This is a genomic window from Cellulomonas sp. P4_B5_2 (genome assembly GCF_056402235.1).
In genome coordinates, this window is record NZ_JBFUHU010000096.1 from 1 (window position 1) to 18,671 (window position 18,671).

The 18,671-nt window shown below is 71.6% G+C and carries 13 protein-coding genes; 4 read left to right on the plus strand and 9 right to left on the minus strand.

All coding sequences use genetic code 11. The annotated features are described in order from the left end of the window. The coding region (locus AC1DUQ_RS08850) for a cupin domain-containing protein (protein WP_477073667.1) at positions 1-1,197 on the plus strand (1,197 nt) is incomplete at its 5' end. Positions 1,198-1,208: 11 nt separating this feature from the next. Further along, positions 1,209-2,069 (plus strand): sucrase ferredoxin, encoded by an 861-nt coding sequence (locus AC1DUQ_RS08855; RefSeq protein ID WP_477059478.1) that lies wholly within the window; start codon positions 1,209-1,211, stop codon positions 2,067-2,069. A gap of 62 nt (positions 2,070-2,131) precedes the next feature. Here the strand turns inward: AC1DUQ_RS08855 and AC1DUQ_RS08860 are convergent, their stop codons facing one another. From AC1DUQ_RS08860 to AC1DUQ_RS08885, 6 genes are all read right to left on the minus strand, one after another. Continuing rightward, on the minus strand, positions 2,132-3,061 hold the full coding sequence (locus tag AC1DUQ_RS08860) for an aldo/keto reductase (RefSeq protein ID WP_477073668.1): 930 nt from the start codon (positions 3,059-3,061) through the stop codon (positions 2,132-2,134). An 11-nt stretch (positions 3,062-3,072) separates the two neighbouring features. Beyond that, positions 3,073-6,084, minus strand: a complete 3,012-nt coding sequence (locus AC1DUQ_RS08865; protein WP_477059480.1) for an alpha-mannosidase — start codon at positions 6,082-6,084, stop codon at positions 3,073-3,075. 31 nt (positions 6,085-6,115) lie between these two features. Continuing rightward, positions 6,116-7,012, minus strand: coding sequence for a carbohydrate ABC transporter permease (locus tag AC1DUQ_RS08870; RefSeq protein ID WP_477059481.1), 897 nt, complete (start codon positions 7,010-7,012; stop codon positions 6,116-6,118). Further along, positions 7,013-9,193, minus strand: coding sequence for an extracellular solute-binding protein (locus tag AC1DUQ_RS08875; RefSeq protein ID WP_477073669.1), 2,181 nt, complete (start codon positions 9,191-9,193; stop codon positions 7,013-7,015). Between the two features lie 124 nt (positions 9,194-9,317). Further along, positions 9,318-10,544, minus strand: coding sequence for an ROK family transcriptional regulator (locus tag AC1DUQ_RS08880; RefSeq protein ID WP_477059483.1), 1,227 nt, complete (start codon positions 10,542-10,544; stop codon positions 9,318-9,320). A gap of 96 nt (positions 10,545-10,640) precedes the next feature. Continuing rightward, the gene (locus AC1DUQ_RS08885; protein WP_477059484.1) at positions 10,641-12,878 is read right to left on the minus strand and encodes an exo-beta-d-1,3/1,6-glucosidase; all 2,238 of its coding nucleotides are present in this window, start codon (positions 12,876-12,878) and stop codon (positions 10,641-10,643) included. A gap of 65 nt (positions 12,879-12,943) precedes the next feature. On the opposite strand from AC1DUQ_RS08885, the gene AC1DUQ_RS08890 reads away from it, so the two are divergent. Both AC1DUQ_RS08890 and AC1DUQ_RS08895 read left to right on the plus strand, forming a co-directional pair. After that, positions 12,944-13,543, plus strand: coding sequence for a sugar O-acetyltransferase (locus AC1DUQ_RS08890; RefSeq protein ID WP_477059485.1), 600 nt, complete (start codon positions 12,944-12,946; stop codon positions 13,541-13,543). A 544-nt stretch (positions 13,544-14,087) separates the two neighbouring features. Further along, positions 14,088-15,437, plus strand: a complete 1,350-nt coding sequence (locus tag AC1DUQ_RS08895; protein ID WP_477059486.1) for a DUF222 domain-containing protein — start codon at positions 14,088-14,090, stop codon at positions 15,435-15,437. Positions 15,438-15,455: 18 nt separating this feature from the next. Here the strand turns inward: AC1DUQ_RS08895 and AC1DUQ_RS08900 are convergent, their stop codons facing one another. The 3 genes from AC1DUQ_RS08900 to AC1DUQ_RS08910 form a co-directional block, all read right to left on the minus strand. Next, on the minus strand, positions 15,456-15,992 hold the full coding sequence (locus AC1DUQ_RS08900; protein WP_477059487.1) for a dihydrofolate reductase family protein: 537 nt from the start codon (positions 15,990-15,992) through the stop codon (positions 15,456-15,458). Between the two features lie 117 nt (positions 15,993-16,109). Then, positions 16,110-16,736: an SAM-dependent methyltransferase gene (locus AC1DUQ_RS08905; RefSeq protein ID WP_477059488.1), complete on the minus strand. Its 627-nt coding sequence runs from the start codon at positions 16,734-16,736 to the stop codon at positions 16,110-16,112. Further along, positions 16,729-18,671, minus strand: a 1,943-nt coding sequence (locus AC1DUQ_RS08910; RefSeq protein WP_477073670.1) for an AAA domain-containing protein, incomplete at its 5' end; no start/stop codon positions are given. The genes AC1DUQ_RS08910 and AC1DUQ_RS08905, both read right to left, overlap by 8 nt.

Here is an 18,671-nt window from a genome sequence, read left to right on the forward strand (position 1 = left end):
GCGCTCTCGCGCTGCATCAACGTGCCGACGGAGCAGTTCGCCCGCGACCACTGGGGTCGCGCGCCCCTGCTGTCGGCGGCGAACGACGACTTCGCGGACCTGTTCTCCCCCGCGGCCGTCGACGAGCTGGTCGGCCGGCGCGGTCTGCGGACGCCGTTCGTAAGGCTCGCCCACGAGGGCAGCGTGCTCGCTCCCGACCGGTTCACGTCCTCGGGCGGGTTCGGCGCCGAGGTGTCCGACCAGGTGTCGAGCGACAAGGTGCTGGCCGAGCTCGCCGCGGGCGCGACGATCGTGCTGCAGGGTCTACACCGGATGTGGCCGCCGCTGGTGGACTTCACACGGCGGCTGGTCGAGGAGCTCGGGCATCCCGCGCAGGTCAACGCCTACGTCACGCCGCCCTCCTCGCAGGGGTTCTCGCCGCACTACGACACCCACGACGTGTTCGTCCTGCAGGTGTCCGGCGAGAAGCACTGGGTCATCCACGCACCCGTGCACCCCGATCCCCTGAAGAACCAGGTGTGGACCGAGCACCGCACCGCGGTCGCCGACGCCGGCCGCGGCGAGCCGGTCATCGACCAGGTCCTGCGACCCGGCGACGCCCTCTACCTCCCCCGCGGCTGGATCCACTCCGCGACCGCGCTGGGCGACACGTCCATCCACCTGACCGTCGGCATGGCCGCCTACACGCGCGCCGACGTCGTCGACACCCTGCTCAGCGTCGTCGGGGACACCGGGTCGCTGCGCGCGTCGCTGCCGCTGGGGATCGACGTGTCCGACCCCGACCAGCTCCGGCCGATCGTCGAGGAGACCGTCGCCGACCTGGTCCGCGTGCTCACGGCCACCGCCGACCCCGCGGAGCTCTCCGCGCGATCGCTCGGCGCCCGGTTCGGCCGGGACACCCGTCCCGAGCCCGTCGCTCCGCTGGCCACCCTCTCCGCGATCACCGGCCTCACCGAGGCGACGCGCGTCCGGTGGCGGCCGTCCCTGGGCGGCCGCGTCGAGACCGCGGGCAACCGCGTCCGGATCACCGCCCGCGGCACCGTCCTGTCCCTCCCGGTCGAAGCCGCAGCGGYGATCCGGGTCCTGCATGCCGGTGACGTGGTCGCCGTCGGAGCCCTGCCCGGCCTCGACCTGGCCAGTGCGCTCGTCGTCGTCCGGCGCCTGCTGCGCGAGGGTGTGGTGGTGACGTCGGAGTGACCGAGGGGTGGGTGCCCTGCAGCGACGGCGCCCGCGCACGCCAGGACTCGCTCGTCGCGACCGGCTCGCACGGCGACCGGTGGTTCCTGGTCGAGAACCAGGCGGGCTGGGGTCGGCACGCCCTGCTCGACCCGCCGTTCGACCACGACCTCGGCCGCGCGCTCGTGCACCGGATCGAGGGCGCCGGCATCCGGCCGCTGGCCATCCGCCGCCCGGGCAGGCGAGCCGCTCAGGACGGCACCCGCTGGGCGCTCGTCGACTCGCGGCCGGGCAAGGAGTCCGTGCGCTGGGGGTGGGTGGACACGCCCCGCGACCTGCTCGACGTGCCGCTGGACGGGTCGGCGGGCTCACTCAGCGACCGCCCGGTCTTCGCCGTCTGTGCCCACGGCCGGCACGACCAGTGCTGCGCCGTCCGCGGTCGCAGCGTCGCGGCGCGCCTGGCGGCGGAGTACCCCGAGGAGACCTGGGAGTGCTCGCACCTGGGCGGCGACCGGTTCGCCGGCACGATGGTCTTGCTCCCGCACGGCCTGTACTACGGCTGGGTCGATGACGGCGACGCGGTCGCGGTGGCCGACGCCTACCTCGACGGCCGGGTCGTCCCGGCGTTCCTGCGCGGACGCAGCTCGTCCTCGCACCCGGTCCAGGCCGCGCAGCACTTCGCGCGGGCCTCCCTCGGCGACGACAGGCTCGACGCGTACCCGCCGCTGCACGAGGAGCGCACGGACGACGGCTGGTCCGTGCGACTGGGCACCGCGGGCGGTCCGGTGACCGTGACGCTCGTCGAGACCTCGTCGGCACCTTTGCTCTCCACTTGCGCGGCGACCCAGGCCCTGCCCGTGCGGCAATGGGCACTCGGGCGGATCGAGCGCTAGAACGCCCGCGCCGCGTGAAGGCTTTGTTGCGCTCGGCGGAACAGAGTCGTCACGCGAGCGACCTACGGGACGATGTAGCCGGCCGCCCGGAAGAGCTCGTACCACTCCGGGCGCGTCAGCGGGAGGTCCGACCCCTGGGCCGCACCGGTGACGCGGTCGGGGCTCGTGGTCCCGAGCACCACCTGCATCTGCGCCGGGTGCCGGGTGATCCAGGCGGTGGCGATCGCGATCGGCGGGACGTCGTACTGGCCGGCCAGCCGGTCGATCACCGCGTTGAGCTCCGGGTAGTCGGGCGAGCCGAGGAAGACACCGGTGAAGAAGCCGGCCTGGAACGGGGACCACGCCTGGATGGTGATGTCGTGCAGGCGGCAGTAGTCGAGGATGCCGCCGTCGCGGTCGATCGACTGGTCCTCGGCCTGCATGTTCGCCGCGACGCCCCTCGCGATGATCGACGAGTGCGTGATCGACAGCTGCAGCTGGTTGGCCACGATCGGCTGCCGCACGTGCTTCTTCAGCAGATCGATCTGTCCGGGCGTCTGGTTGGAGACGCCGAACGCGCGCACCTTGCCGGCCGCCTCGAGCTCGTCGAACGCCCGCGCCACCTCCTCCGGCTCCACCAGCGCGTCCGGGCGGTGCAGCAGCAGGATGTCGAGGTAGTCGGTGCCCAGCGCGGCCAGCGACCCGTCGACGGACTCGATGATGTGCTCGTAGGAGAAGTCGAACCCGTCGGGCGGCACGATCCCGCACTTGGACTGGATGACGAGCTCCGCGCGGTCGGCCGGCGTCAGGCGCATCGCCTCCGCGAACCGCCGCTCGCAGACGTGCATCGCCCCGCCGTAGACGTCCGCGTGGTCGATCATCGTGATCCCGGCGTCGCGGCCGGCGGCGACCAGCGTGCGGATCTCCTCGTCGGACTTCTCGGTGATGCGCATCAGGCCGAGCACCACGTTGGGGACGACGATGTCCGTGCCGGGCAGGGTGAAGGTCTTCACGGCAGGTCCTCTCATGCTCTCGGCAGGCGCAGCGTGACCAGCTGGAACGGGCGCAGCTCGAGCTCGACAGCGTCGTCGGTCGCGGTGACCCCGGGGGCGTCGACGTCGCGTTCCAGCAGGTCGACCGGCCGGGCGCCCGACACCGGGAACCCGGGCACGAGCGTTGCACGCGCCTTCCCGCCCAGCGACTCGTACAGCCGCACGACGACGTCACCGCTGCGGTCCTCGGCCAGCTTRACCGACTCGACCACGACGGCCGGGTTCGACACGGTGACCAGAGGGTCGGCGGCGTGGGCGCCCCGCACCACTCGTTCGTGCAGGTTGGTGCGGTAGCCGTCCTGGACGGCGTCCGCGATCGCGGCACCCGGGTGCAGGACGGTGGTGAGCCGGTGGCGCCCCTGGTCCGCCTCGGGATCCGGGAACAGCGGGGCCCTCAGCAGCGAGAGCCGCACGGTCGTCCCGGAGCCGCCCGGTCGGCGCGTGATGTCGTGGCCGTAGGTGGAGTCGTTGGCGATCGCGACGCCGTAGCCCGTCTCGCCGACGTGGACCCAGCGATGCGCGCAGATCTCGAACCGGGCCGCGTCCCACGACGTGTTGGTGTGCGTCGGGCGGTAGACGTGCCCGAACTGGGTCTCGGCCGCCGACCGGTCCGCCAGTACGTCGAGCGGGAACGCGAGCTTGAGCAGCTTCTGCCGCTCGTGCCAGTCGACGTCCGTGACGATCTCGACCGCCGCGCTGCCCCGCCGCAGGGTGATGTCCTGCACCAGGTGCGACGAGCCGAACGAGCGCGTGGTGCGCACCACGACGGTGTCGGCGGTCTCGGAGACCACCTCGCGGCTGTCGGCGTCGAGCAGGTCCGTGCCCACCCGGCGGTACTCCTTGTCGATGTCCCAGGCGTCCCACTGCGCCGGGGCGTCGCGGTGCAGCTGCAGCAGGTTGGCGAGCGCGCCGGCCGGGATCACCTCGCGGTCCGCCACCAGGTCGCGCAGCGAGTCGATCTGCCCGCCGGCCGTGAGGTGGACGTCGACCAGGCCGTTGCGGAGCGCGATCGTGCCGTCCTCGGAACGCACGAGGACGACCGGGTCACCGCCTGCGACCTCCACCGGACCCGCCCCGAGCGCGTGCACCCCGGACCGGGCGTGCGGTGCGGCGTTGAGCAGCAGAGCCAGGTCGCCGTCGCCGACGACGGCAGACGCGGCGTCGGCGATGAGGCCCTCGAGCTCCTCCCCGATCGCGGCGTACGTCTCCTCCGCCTGGCGGTGCACCCAGCCGATCGAGCTGCCCGGCAGGATGTCGTGGAACTGGTGCAGCAGCGTGGTGCGCCAGAGCCGCTCGAGCCGGTCGTACGGGTACTCGGCCCCCTGCTGGACGGCGGCCGTCGCCGCCCACAGCTCGGCCTCGCGCAGCAGGTGCTCGCTGCGCCGGTTGCCCTGCTTGGTGCGCGCCTGCGAGGTGTACGTGCCGCGGTGGAACTCGAGGTACATCTCCCCGGTCCACACCGACGGCTGCGCCAGCTCGGCCTCCGCGCGCGCGAAGAACGTGTTCGGGCTGCCCAGCTCGACCGTCGGAGCACCCTCGAGCGAGGCGAACCGGCGGGCCGACGCGACCATCTCGCGCGTCGGGCCCCCTCCGCCGTCACCCCAGCCGAACGGGACGATCGAGGAGCCGGCGACGCCCTTCTCCGCAAAGTTCCGCTCGGTGTGCAGCAGCTCGACCGCGGACAGGTCGGAGTTGTACGTGTCGACCGGCGGGAAGTGCGTGAGCACCCGGGACCCGTCGATGCCCTCCCACGTGAACGTGTGGTGCGGCATCCGGTCGGTGTCGTTCCAGGACAGCTTCTGCGACAGGAACCAGCGCGACCCCGCCGACCGGACGATCTGCGGGAGCGCCCCGGAGTAGCCGAACGAGTCGGGCAGCCAGACGTCCTGCGTCTCGACGCCGAACTCCTCCAGGAAGAACCGCTTGCCCGCCACCATCTGCCGGGCCATCGCCTCGCCGCCGGGCATGTTGGTGTCGGACTCGACCCACATGCCGCCGACGGGCACGAACTGTCCGGCCGCCACCTTCTCCTTGATGCGGGCGAAGAGCTCCGGGTAGAACTCCTTCATCCAGGCGTACTGCTGGGCCGACGAGCACGCGAACACGAAGTCCGGGTCGGCGTCCATCAGCGCGATGACGTTGGAGAACGTGCGGGCGCACTTGCGCACGGTCTCGCGCACCGGCCACAGCCAGGCCGAGTCGATGTGGGCGTGCCCGACCGCGTAGGCGTGGTGCGCGCTGGCCGAGGCCGGTGCGTCGAGCAGCGGGCGCAGCGACTTGCGGGCGGCGCCCGCGGACCCCGGGACGTCGTCGGGATCGACCGTGTCGAGCAGGTCCTCGAGCCCGAACCGGATGCTCGCCCGTCGGGTCGAGTCCACCGGCAGCGCCTTCATCAGCCCGATCAGCGCCGTGAGGTCCTGCAGCAGCTCCCAGACCGCGACGTCCCGCAGCGCGACGTCGACGCACCGCAGCACGTACTGCGGCTCGCCGCCCGCCGTGGCCAGCTCCCCGTACGGCGTCGGCACGAACCCGAAGTTGCTGGCGATGTTCGGGTTGCCGGCCGCTTCGACGAACACGTCGATCTGCCCGTCGCCGGCCCACGGCACCGCCTGGTTCATCGGTGAGACGCCCTTGACCGTCGTCCCGTCCGGCCGCCACACGAGCCCCTCGGCCTGGAACCCCGGGTTCGACCGAGAGAACCCGAGGTCGATCACCAGCTCGACCGCGGTGCCCTCGCCGGACCACCCCTCGGGCACCTCACCGGTCACGTGGAACCAGGTGGTGCTCCACGGTGCGCCCCACGCGAGGCCCGGCGCGACCGGCGCGTACTCCTGGCTGATCGCCTCCCGGAACGGCACCGGCTCGCCGGGAGCCGACCACGCAGTCAGGTCGAGGGGGATCCGGGCGCGATAGACCGCCGGGACGATCTGGTCGGCCACGAACCGGTCGATGCGCGCCTCGGCGAGCAGGGGGTTGCCGTGCATCGTGCTCCTTCGTCGAAAACGGTTGGGGGCGTCAGCCCTTGACGGCGCCGGCCATGGCGAACGAGCCGCCGGAGAACCGCTGGACCAGCAGGTAGAGAGCCAGGACGGGGGTGGCGTACAGGATCGAGAAGGCCGCGAGCTTGCCGTAGGCGACGGAGCCGTACGTGCCGAAGAAGTCGAAGATCGCGACGGCGGCCGGTTGGTTCTCCGGGCTGTACAGGAGCACGAAGGGGACGAAGAAGTTCCCCCACGCCATCGTGAACACGAAGATGAACACGACGGCCAGCCCGGGTCGCATGAGCGGCAGGACGATCCGCAGCAGCGCCGTCATCGCGCTCGCGCCGTCCACCCAGGCCGCCTCCTCGAGGGAGATCGGCACCGAGTCCATGAAGTTCTTCGTCATCCAGATCGCCATGGGCAGCGACGTCGCCGCCATGAAGAAGATGGTCCCGGGCACCGAGTCGAGCAGGTGCAGGTTCACGAAGAGCGCGTAGACCGGCACCATCATCGCCGTGATGGGCAGGCAGGTGGCGAAGAGGATCCCGTAGAGGAACGACTTGCGGAACCGCATCTGGTAGCGCGACAGCGGGTACGCCGCGAGCACCGAGACGACCACCGTGATGACGGCCGTGCCCATCGAGATCACGGTCGAGTTCCACAGCGGCAGCAGCGTCTGCTCCCACGTGAACACCGACGAGAAGTTGTCGAACGTCGGGTTGCCCGGCCACGTGACACCCACCGTCGCGGCGGGGTTGAGCGAGGCCAGGACGATCCACGCGAGGGGGACCAGGAAGGTCACGCCGATGAGCCCGAGGATCACCGACGACACCCACCGCGAGGTCCGGCCGCGCGGGGAGGCGAGCGCGGTGCGCTCCTTGCGGGTGGGCGGCACGACCGGCGTGCTGACAGGCAGGTCCACGACGGACATTCAGTCCACCTCCGGCTTCAGCGCCTTGATGTAGACGATCGAGAAGATCGCACCGACGGCCAGCGTCACGGTGGCGATCGCCGTGCCGTAGCCGACCTGGGAGAACTTGAACGCCTGCTGGTACGCGAGCACCGGCAGCGTCGAGCTCGCCGTCCCCGGGCCACCACCGGTCATGACCCAGATCAGCGTGAAGACGCCGAGGGTCTGCAGCGTGGTGAGCATGAGGTTGGTGGAGATGGACCGGCGGATCATCGGCAGCGTGATGCGGAAGAAGCGCTGGAACGGGCCGGCCCCGTCGATCTCGGCGGCCTCGGTGATCTCGGGCGGCACCTCGGACAGCGCGGCGTTGTAGACCATCATCGAGAAGGCCGTGCCGCGCCAGATGTTCGCCATGATCACCGCGAACATCGGGAACGTGATGAGCCAGGTGGTGCCCTCGAGCCCGACCCGGCCGAGGATCGTGTTGAGCGTGCCGTCGGTGGAGAAGAACGCGTAGAGCGCGAACGCCGCGACGATCTCCGGCAGCACCCAGGCGGTGACGACCAACCCGCCGACGATCGACCGCAGCGGCTTGACCGACGACCGCATGAGCAGAGCGAGCAGCATCCCCAGCACGTTCTGGCCGATCACGGCGGACGCACCGACGAACAGCACGGTGAGCCAGACGGACTTCCAGAACTCGGGGCTGGAGAACAGSTTGGCGTAGTTGTCCAGGCCGATGAAGTCGGGGTTCGCCGCCTTGTAGCCGGTCAGGGCGGTGTTGGTCAGCGAGCCGTACAGGGAGTAGACGATCGGACCGGCCAGGAAGAGGAGCAGCAGAGCGATGGCCGGTACCAGCGGCAGGACCCGGGTCAGGGCGGCCCGGCGGGGGGCCTTGGCCGCGTCCTCCGGCGACTGCTGCTGGGTGGCCATCGCTTCCGCGGCCACCTGGATGTTCGACGAGATCTGCGAGTAGTCCGGGGTGGCCGGACGGAAGTGCGTCACGTCGACGAGCGCGGAGAAGAACTCGAACGACGGGTTGTAGGCGACGTACTCCGGGTCCTCGGCGACGTCCTTGCGCACGGCGATCTGGCTGTTCTCCGTGTCGTACTTGAAGGTGTTCTCCTTGTTCAGCGCCGTGGTGATGAAGTCGAACGCCGCCTGCGGGTCCTCGGCGTTCGCGCCGACCGCGAGGGTCCAGCCGCCGGACATGGAGGTGAAGCCGGGACCGCCGCCGTCCTGCGTCGGCATCTTGGCCATCCCCATCGTCTGCTCCCACTCGGGCCAGGCGTTCTCCCCGGAGATCCAGCCACCCGGCATCCACGAGCCGTCGACCGCCATCGCGAGCTTGCCCTGGGGGAGCAGCTCGGTGCTGACGCGGTTGCCGACAGCGGCGTCGAGGGCGATGTCCAGGCTCGGAGCCAGGCCCTCGCCGTACACGGTGTCGAGGAACTCGAGCGAGTCGGTGAACCCCTGCGATCCCAGGACCCACTTGCTCGAGTCGGTGTCGTAGAGGGTGTCCTCGGTGCCGTACAGGAGCATCTCGAAGCCCTGCATGGTGGTGGCCTCGCCGGCCGCCTTGCCGGCGTAGATGTTCAGCGGGATGACGTCCGGGACCTTCTCCTTGACGGCCCGTGCGGCCGTGAGGATGTCGTCCCAGCTCTCCGGCTGCCAGTCCGCCGGCAGACCGGCCTGCTCGAAGATCGTCTTGTTGAAGTAGATGCCGCGCGTGTCGGTGCCCATGGAGACGCCGTACGTCTTGCCGTCGTCGCCCAGGCCGGCCTGCTTGGCGTTCTCGAAGAACTGGTCCCAGTCCTCCCAGTCGGCCAGGTAGTCGTCGATCGGCAGGAGGTAGCCGGCGGCCGCGTCGGAGCGGATCTGGAACGTGTCCTCGTAGATCACGTCGGGTGCCGTCTCCGGCGACCCGTTCATCAGCGCGAGCTTGGTGAAGTACTGGTCCTGCTCCGCCTCGATGGGCTGCAGGTCGATCGTGATGCCCGGGTTGGCGTCCTCGAACTGGGTCTTGGCCTGCTGAAGCATGTCGTCGAGCTGGTGGAAGGCGGTGGTCTTCTGGTACGCCACCGTGACGGTGGAGGCCCCGGCTGTGCCATCGCCGTCAGCGCCGCCGCCACCACCGGAACAGGCGGTGAGTGCGGCCAGCGCCAGCACTCCGGACGCGGCCACTGCTGCCTTGAGACGCATGGATGCTCCCTTGCTCCCGTGCTTCCTCGCGTGCCGGGCTTCGTTGCCGCACGCCGGGCTCAATTATTAACGCGAAACGACTTATTAACAAGCCCTGTTCGTCCGGATCTCCAGGAGCGGTGCGTCAGGCGCCCAGGAGGAGGTCGGACGTCCGCGGGGTGAAGGCGTGGCTGAGCACCAGCCGCCCCGCCCCCACGGCACCCACTTGGGACCCGAGCGGGGAGCCCAGCACGGCGACCGAGTGCTCGCTGCTGGGCACGCGGTGGTTGGCCACCAGCTTCTCCAGCGCCGGCATCGCGTGGCGCTCCATGCGCGACCACAGCGGACCGCCGACGATCACCGTGTCGAGGTCGCCCAGGTCGGTGATCACCACCGCGCCCATCCCGAGCCGACGTCCGGCGGTCTCCAGCACCTCGACGGCCCGGGCATCACCCGCGTCGGCCGCGGTGCACAGGGCGGTGAACGCCTGGTCCAGCTCGACCACGTCGCCGGCCTCGGGCAGCGGGACGCCGGCCGCGCGGCCCTGCTGCACCAGGATCTCGAGGCCCAGCACCGCGCCCAGGCAGCCGCGCTTGCCGCAGTCGCACAGCGGCCCGGTCGGGTCGACCACGAAGTGCCCCGCCTCGCCCGCGTTGCCGGAGGCGCCGCGCACCACCTCGTCGCGGATCACCAGGGACATCGCCACGCCCGTGCCGAGGTAGAAGAAGACGAACTCGCTCGACCTGTGCACGCCCGGGTCCCACAGGTGGGCCGACGCCGCCGCGATGGTGTCCTTGTCGAGGATGACGGGCAGCTGGGTCCCTGCCTGCACCGCGTCGCGCAGCGGGACACCGTCCCAGCCCGGCAGGTGGGGCGGGTCGAGCACGACGCCCCGCTCGACGTCGATCGGCCCCGGGCTCGCGATGCCGACACCGAGCAGGAGGGTGCGATCGATGCCGGCGGAGGCGATCAGGGCCTCGATCGCACCGACGATCCCCTCCACCACGCGATCGGGCTGGTCCGGGCGCGGGACGGGAAGGTGYGACTCGGCCACCGCGTTCCCGGCGAGGTCCAGGATGACGAACGTCATGGTCGCGGGGTCCAGGTGCACGCCGATCGCGTACCGTCCGCGCGCGTCCAGGTGGACCAGCGTGCCCGGCCGGCCCGGACCGAGCCGCGTGCCCTCGCCCTCTTCGCGGACGAGGCCCTGCTCGAGCAGCCGTCGCGTCGCGTTGGTGACGGTCTGCGCCGAGAGACCGGTCCGCCGGGCCAGCTGCGCGCGGGTGAGGCCCGAGTCCGCGCGGCGGATCACGTCGAGGATCACCGTCTGGTTGAACCCGGCCATCCGCGGCAGGTTCGTCCCTCGGCGCATGGTCCTCCCCCGTCACGTCCGTCGATCCGCTCGACGGGGCACATCATGTCACCGGCCCGTCCGGCTCCCCCGTGCCGGCTGCTCCACGGCCACAGGTCAGGCCGTGACCAGGAAGCCCGCGCGCAGCAGGACCTCGTCGCGCGACGACGGGCCGACGAGCAGCTCGAACTTCCCGGGCTCGACGATCCGGCGCCCGCCCGCGTCGACCAGCGTGCAGTCCGCGACCGGGAGGGACAGGTCCACCGTCACCCGCTCGCCAGCCGCCACGTCGACCTGCCGGTAGGTCTTGAGCTCCTTGATCGCCCAGGTCACCGACGTCACCGTGTCCCGGACGTAGACCTGCACGGTCTCGCGCGACGGCCGGTCCCCCGTGTTGTGCAGCGTGACCTGCGCCCGCACGGTGTCGGCCACGCCGAGCACGGGCTCCAGGACCCGCAGGTCCGCGTAGTCGACGGTCGTGTAGGACAACCCCTCGCCGAACGCGAACGGCACGCGCTGCGTGAGGTCCGCGTAGCGGCTGCCGTGCTGGCCGGGCAGCTGGTTGTAGAAGACGGGGAGCTGGCCCACGTGCTCGGCGAACGAGAGGGGCAGGCGTCCGGACGGCTCGATCCGCCCGAGCACCAGCTCCGCGATCGCCTGCCCGCCGAGCATCCCCGGGTTGGCGGCCCACACGATCGCGGCCGCGTTCATCGCGCTCGGGGGCAGGACGAGCGGCTTGCTCGCGATCACGACGACGACCAGCGGCTTCCCGGTCGCCGCGAGGGCGTCGAGCAGGGCCACCTGGCCACCGACGAGCTCGAGCGTGGCCGTGGAGCGGCCCTCGCCGACGAGCTCGATGCGGTCGCCGACCACCGCGACGACGACCTCGGCGTCCTCGGCGGCGGCCACGGCCTCCGCGATCAGCGCCTCGTCGGGTGCCGCCGGGAAGACGACCTGCGGGCGCGGCTGGCCGTCGGGGAAGAACTCGCCCTCCGGGTCGACGCCGAGCGTGAGGATCTCGGCGCCGCGGGCGTGCGTGACCGTCCAGCCGGCAGGGACGTGGTTGCGGAAGCCGTCGAGGACGGTCTGCGTCATCTCGCGCGGGTGGCCGTCGGGCAGCCAGTCGGCCTGGCCGGAGGCGCCCGCCCAGTCGCCGAGCTGGGTGTGCTGGTCGTCGGCGTTGGGGCCGACGACGGCGATGGTCCTCGTCCCCTCCGAGAGCGGCAGCGTTCCGTCGTTGGTCAGCAGGACGAGCGACCGGCGGGCGACCTCGAGGTTGAGCTCGGCGTGCTCCGCGGACCCGATGACCGCAGCCTGCCGCTCGACGCTCGGGTGGCGGGCGTCCTCGAACAGGCCCAGCTCGAACTTCAGCGTGAGGATCCGGCCGACGGCGGCGTCGAGGGCGGCCTCGTCGAGAAGTCCCTCGTGCACCGCCTCCTGCGCACCCTCGAAGAAGCCGGGCGTGGTCATGACCATGTCGTTGCCGGCCCGCACCGCCGCGGCCGACGCGTGCGCGTAGTCGGGCTGGATGTGCTGCTCCCACACCATCCGGCCGACGTTGTCCCAGTCGGTGACGAGGGTGCCCTCGTAGCCCCACTCGCCGCGGAGCACCTCGCCCAGCAGCCAGTCGTTGATGGTGATCGGCACGCCGTCCATCGACTGGTAGCCGAGCATGAACGTCCGGCAGCCCTCGCGGGCCACGCGCTCGAACGGGGGCAGGAACCAGGAGCGCAGCTTGCGGCGGCTGATGTCGGCCTCGGTGGCGTCGCGGCCGCCCTGCGTCTCGGAGTACCCGGCGAAGTGCTTGGCGGTGGCGAGGATCGCGGTCGGGTCGGACAGGCCGTCGCCCTGGTAGCCGCGGACCATCGCCGACGCCAGCTCGCCGATGAGGAACGGGTCCTCGCCGAACGTCTCGCTGACGCGGCCCCAGCGCAGGTCCCGCGCGATGCAGAGCACCGGCGAGAACGTCCAGTGGATGCCGGTCGCGGCCACCTCGACCGCGGTCGCCCGCGCCACACGCTCCAGCAGGTCGGCGTCCCAGCTGGCCGCCATGCCGAGCTGCGTCGGGAAGATCGTCGCGCCCTCCCAGAACGAGTGCCCGTGGATGCAGTCCTCCGCGATCAGCAGCGGGATCTGCAGCCGGGTCTGCGGGGTCAGCTCGTGCGCCTGGCGCACCCGCTCGGGGGACGTGTGCAGGATCGAGCCGACGTGCAGGTTCAGCACCAGGTCCTCGACACCGCCCTGGGCGTTCAGCTGCATCATCTGCCCGACCTTCTCCTCGAGCGTCATGCGCCCGACGAGGTCGGCGACGCGCTCCGCGACGGTCAGAGCAGGGTCCTGGTAGGCCGCGTTCATGAGGATGTCCCTGGGTCGGATCGATTCGACGATGATGTCTGCGGGACACCCTAGAGGAGCGTGAGATGACCGACGAGTACGACGCCGTCCGAGCCGTGATGGACACCGGCGGGCTGTACGTGGACTACGGCCCCGGGTTGGAGGCGCTCGAGGCGGAGCGTGTCGCCGGCAAGGAGCTGGCCCACGACTTCAACCACTCGCGACCGGGGGAGGCGGACCTGCGGACCGCCCTCCTGCAGCAGCTGCTCGGGTCGGTCGGTGACGGCGTGTGGATCGAGCCTCCGTTCCATGTGTCGTACGGCTCGCACATCCACATCGGGTCGCACTTCTACGCCAACTTCAACCTCGTGATCGTGGACGACGCCTCCGTGGTGATCGGCGACCGCGTCATGATCGCGCCGAACGTCACCATCTCGACCGCCGGCCATCCGACCGTGCCCGAGGATCGCGCCGGTGGTCGGCAGTTCTCGCTGCCCGTGCACATCGAGGACGACGTGTGGATCGGGTCGAACGTGGTGATCCTGCCCGGGGTGACCATCGGGGCGGGCGGCGTGATCGGCGCCGGCAGCGTGGTCACGCACGACGTCCCGGCCCGCGTCGTGGCGGTCGGGGTGCCGTGCCGGGTGCTGCGGTCGGTCGACGAGCCGGGGGGCGGCGGGTTGTAGGACCTCTCCCGCCGCGCGTGGTGCCGGTCCAGATGTCGTGCCGGGTGCGGCGATCGGCCGTGTCGGGCAGCGGGCACTTCGACCTGGCCGCTGCCGGGTGCTGCGATCGGCCGTGCCGGGCATCGGGCAGTTCGACCTGGCCGCTGCCGGGTGCTGCGATCGGCCGAGCCGGGCAGCGGGCAGTTCGACCTGGCCCGCACCCTTCGCGACCCGACAGCCCCGCTGAGTGCACAGGTCCGAGCAGAGTGTCAGTGGTGAATCGTACACTTGTTCGATATCGGGTCGGATCGGACAAGTGCCGTGGGAGGTGATCGGGGTGACGGCAGTTCTCGAGGGCCGCGCGGTTGGCGACCTTGCCGCGAGAGCCTCGGTTCTCGTCCAACCACCYGCGCGCGACGCCCGGCGCACTCCTCGTCCTTCGTCCACGTTGCCCACCTCGCCCACCTCGCCCACCTCGCCCACCTCGCCCACGATGGTGTGGGCCGACTCCGGACGCGGTGCACGTCCTGAGGCGTCGCCGGTCGTCCCGGAAGGTGCGCGCGTAGTGGACCTGGGCGCTGTGGAGGAGTTCCCGCTGGCCGGGGTGGACGTCGCTGCGCTCGTCGCGATGCTCGGTTCCGTGCCGGTCGCGGAGGTGTCGGGGGCGGCGTTGGTGAACGGAGTAGCCGCGTGGCAGCAGGTCCTCAACATGGTCCAAGCCGCCCAGGCGGTGTGGGTCCGCGAGCTCGAGGCTCGCACGCCGGACGCGCTGCGTCACGTCCCGGACGAGCTCGCGTGCGTCCTGGTGTCCACCAAGCGGCACGCTGAGAACACGTTCATGCGGGCGTGGGGCACAGCCCAGCACCCTGCGCTGGGTGACGCGTGGGCGGCCGGGGCGGTGGACGCGCGCAAGGTCGACGTGATCCTCGACGAGATCCACCGGTCCGGGACGGCTCTGTCCGCGCATGCGGTCGACGCGGTGGTGAGCGACGCGGTCGACCGGGCCACGGAGATGACGGGACCGCAGCTGACCCGGCACGTGCGCGCTGCCCTGATCGCCGCCGGTCCCACGGTCGCTGAGGAGCGTCGGGTGGTGGAGCGCACGCGGCGCGGAGTCTTCCTGGAGCTGGCGCCGGACGCGATGGCCCGACTGGTCGCCTACCTGCCCGCGGCGGACGCGACGGCGGCGTTCACCGCGATCGACGCCCTGGCCGGGCACGCCGCGATCGACGGCGACGAACGCACCATCGACCAACGCCGCGCCGACGCGTTCAGCGACGTGTTTACCTCGATCCTGGAACGGCAGGCGACCCCCGACGGGACGGCGCTCCCCACGCGCCACGGACAGCGGGTCGCGCTGCAGGTCACCGTGGCGGCCACCACCCTGGCCGGCCTGGACGACGCCCCGGCCTCCCTCGGCTCCTACGGCCCCATCCCGGCGCAGCTCGCGCGCGAGCTCGCCCAGGACGCCACCTGGCGACGCGTCCTCACCGACCCCGCCACCGGACAGGCGTGCTCCGTCGGAACACAGTCCTACCGGCCCGGCGCCGACCTGACCCGCACCGTGCAGGCCCGTGACGTGACCTGCACGTTCCCGGGCTGCCGTCAGCCCGCGACCAGGTGCGAGATCGACCACCGCATCCCCTACGACTTCACTCGCAGCCCGCACGAACAGCTGCACGATCCGCAGACCTGCGAGGCGAACCTGCACGCGTTGTGCAARCACCACCACCAGGCCAAGACCGAGGGCTGGTGGCAGGTCACCTACGACAGGGACACCGGCGTCTCACGGTGGACCGACCGGCACGGGATCACCAGTGCTCGACATCCGGTCCCCGTGCTCGTCCCGCCCGAGGCTCTCGAGCACTGGCGACCTTCATCGCGACGAGCCGACTCGGGCGACCCGCCTTTCTGAGGCGCGCTCGCACTCTGGCTATCCGGTGACGCGATAGTCGAGAAGCAGGTGGCCGGTCGGTGAGGCCACGGCCCGGATCGTCTGGAGCCCGATCGACGGGAGCCCGTCGAGCAGGCGTCGTCCGCGGCCGGCCACCGTCGGCGCGACCACCAGCGTGAGCTCGTCGACGACTCCGGCCGCGAGCAGCGTCTGCGCGACGGAGATGCTGGCGTGCACGCCGACGTCGCCTCCCGGCCGGCCCTTCAGATCGCGCACGAACTCGACCAGGTCGCCGTCGACAGCCGTCGCGTGGTCCCACTCCTGATCGAGCGGTGTCGAGGTGGCGACGTACTTGGTGACCCCGTTGATGAAGTCGGCGAACGGCTGCACCGTGCTGGTCGGCCAGTACCCGGCCCACTCGTCGTAGCTGCGCCGGCCGAGGAGCACCGTGTCCTGCGTCGCGATCACCGTGGCGAGGTTGGCGTCCAGCTCGTCGTCCCAGGTGGTGAAGAACGCCGAGGGATCCTCCGCCACGCCGTCGAGCGACAACAGCTCGTACAGGACGACCTTCCGCACGAGGGCACCTCCGGTTGGGCTCGACGCCGCGGAGACGGCTCGGGGATCCCCCCTCGCCGTGATCCAGGAATCCTAGCCAGCGCCAGAGGGCAGCGGTCGGGTCGTCACGGCCGAGCGTCAGCGCGTCCGGCGTACCGCGATGACATTGTCCGTAACCTCGGCGACCTGACCGTCCGGACCGGTCGCGGTCCGCCGGGGGGCTTCCAGCCGTTCCACGGACCAGCCGTCGCCCAGCTCGAACGACGCCAGCGACTCGGCGGCGGTCGGGAAGGCCCGGTGCTGGTCCCAGAACCAGGGGGCGACGGACGCGTGCTCGATCACCACGAACAACCCGCCCTGTGCGACCAGGTCGGAGGCTCGGTGCAGCACCTCCGCGCGCGGGAACTCCTCCGGTCCGTGGAGGTAGGTGGCGGTCACCAGGTCGAACGAGCCGGACGGCATCGATGCCCGCAGGTCGTGCTGCTCGACGGTGACGTGGTCGGTCAGGCCTGCGTCGGCGGCCGCCTGCGCCACGCGTCCGAGCGCGACGGCTGCCGCGTCGACCGCGGTCACGTGCCAGCCGAGGGAGGCGAGCCAGAGGGCGTCGCCGCCGTGCCCGCAGCCGAGGTCGACCGCGCGCCCGGGAGTCGGGGCCAGGGCGGGAAGAGCGTCGACCAGGACCGCGTTCGGCCGCGTGCCCCACGAGGGGTCGATCGTCTCGTAGTGCTCGTCCCAGTAGTGCTCGCCGTGCGTGTGCTCAGTCATGCTCGACATCGTCAGCCGCGTCCGACGACGCCAGCAAGCCACGTTGCCGGTCCGGCAACCCCACCGCTGCCACAAGCCGCCGCACGACGCCGTCCGGGTCGGCCTCCCACTCCGTCGCGAGCACCTGCACCACGCGCCAGCCGCCCGAGCGCAGGGCGGTCGGCTGCGTGACCCGCCGCTCGTCCAGGGAGTGCGCGGCGAGCCGGGCGGACTGGTCGACCAGCACGCCGACCGTGTGGGCAGGAGCGCCGTGTGGGCGCAGGGCCAGGTCGCAGCGGAACGCGGACTGCCCGACGCCGGCGACGACCTCGACACCGGCCGCGCGGACGGCGTCGGCGATCTGCTCGACGATCGGCGGGACGGGCTGGACCGCCGCGCGCCCCGAGCGTTCGCGCAGGCCAGCCAGCACCCCGGCGGCTGCGGCGGCGTCCCCGTTGGAGACCGCGTCGGCGTAGTGCAGGAAGCCGCGCAGGGTGTTCGCGCCGTCGTTRTAGACGTTGGTGATCGCGGTGTGATCGATGCTGCTGACCAGGACCATGTGCCGGCGGGCGCGGCTGAAGATGACGTTGAGCCGCTTCTCGCCACCCGCGTTGTTGATCGGGCCGAAGTTCATGCGCATGCGACCGTCCGGCCCGGCGGCGTAGCAGACGCTCATGAGGATGACGTCGCGCTCGTCGCCCTGGACGTTCTCGAGGTTCTTCACGAACAGCCCGACCACCTGGCCGTCCTCCTCGCGGGTCAGCTCGGCGTCGTACAGGCGCGCGAACTCGGCGTCGTCGCGGCCCAGCCGCTCCAGCGCCCGCTCGATCTCCGACTGCTGCGCCTCCGAGAACGCGACGATCCCCAGCGTCTGACCGCTGCCGCGCGCCAGCAGCTCGCGGACCAGGTTGGCGATCCAGACCGCCTCCTGCGGGTTGGTCCGCTGGGTGTAGACGCCGTCCAGCACGCGAACGGCAGTGATGCTCCGCTCCAGCAGACCGTCGACGGCGGCGACGACGTCCTCCTGCGAGAAGGAAGCGACCGTCACCTCCAGGGGCCGCGCGCGGACGTGGGTGAGGGTGCGGTCCGGGATCGTGGTCAGCCGGCCCTCGTAGAACGCCGCGTTGCTGAACTGGATCAGCGCCTCGTACTGGCTGCGGTAGTGCCAGGTGAGCATGGTCGACGGCAGCCGCACGGACCCGACCGCGAGGAAGCTGTCGGAGTCGAGGACGACACCCACCGTGGCGTTGTCGTCGTCCTCGTCCGCGGGCTCCTCCGTGGGGGGCGCGCCCACCTGGAAGTACCGGGAGGGCGGCAGCTGCATCCGGTCGCCGACCACGATCACCTGCGCCCCGCGGAACAGCGCCGGCACGGCCTCCTCGACGGGGATCTGGCTGGCCTCGTCGAAGATCACGACGTCGAAGGTCGTCTCCAGCGGCAGGGTGTCCGAGAGCGACGACGGGCTCATCAACCACACCGGGCGCATCGCCGCGACGACGGCCCCAGGGTCGGCCGAGGCCAGGTAGCGGATCGACTTGTACGCCCGGACCTTGCCGAACTCGTGCTCCAGCTCGCGCCGCCCGGCCATCCACACCGCCTTGAGCGCGCGGTCCTCCAGCTGCATCCCGCTGACGCTGCGCTGCGAGTGCGCGACGGCGTCGACGAACTGTGCCCGCAGCCGGGCGGTGACGACGTCGGCGTTGGCGCGCTGCAGCTCCGGGGCGCGCTCGGCCACGCGGTCCAGCAGGTCGGCCAGCCGGTCGCCGTCGAGCCGGCTGAGCGCGGGCTCCTGTGCGCGGGCCTCGCGCATCGTCGCGGCGACGACCGCGTGCTCCAGCTGGTCGGGGGACGCGTCGAGCTGACGCAGCGCGCGAAGCACGGTCGGCGCCGCCGCGAGGTCCCGCAACGTGCCGGCCGCCGCGCGGACCAGGGCCTGCCCGTCGGCGCCCGTGAGGC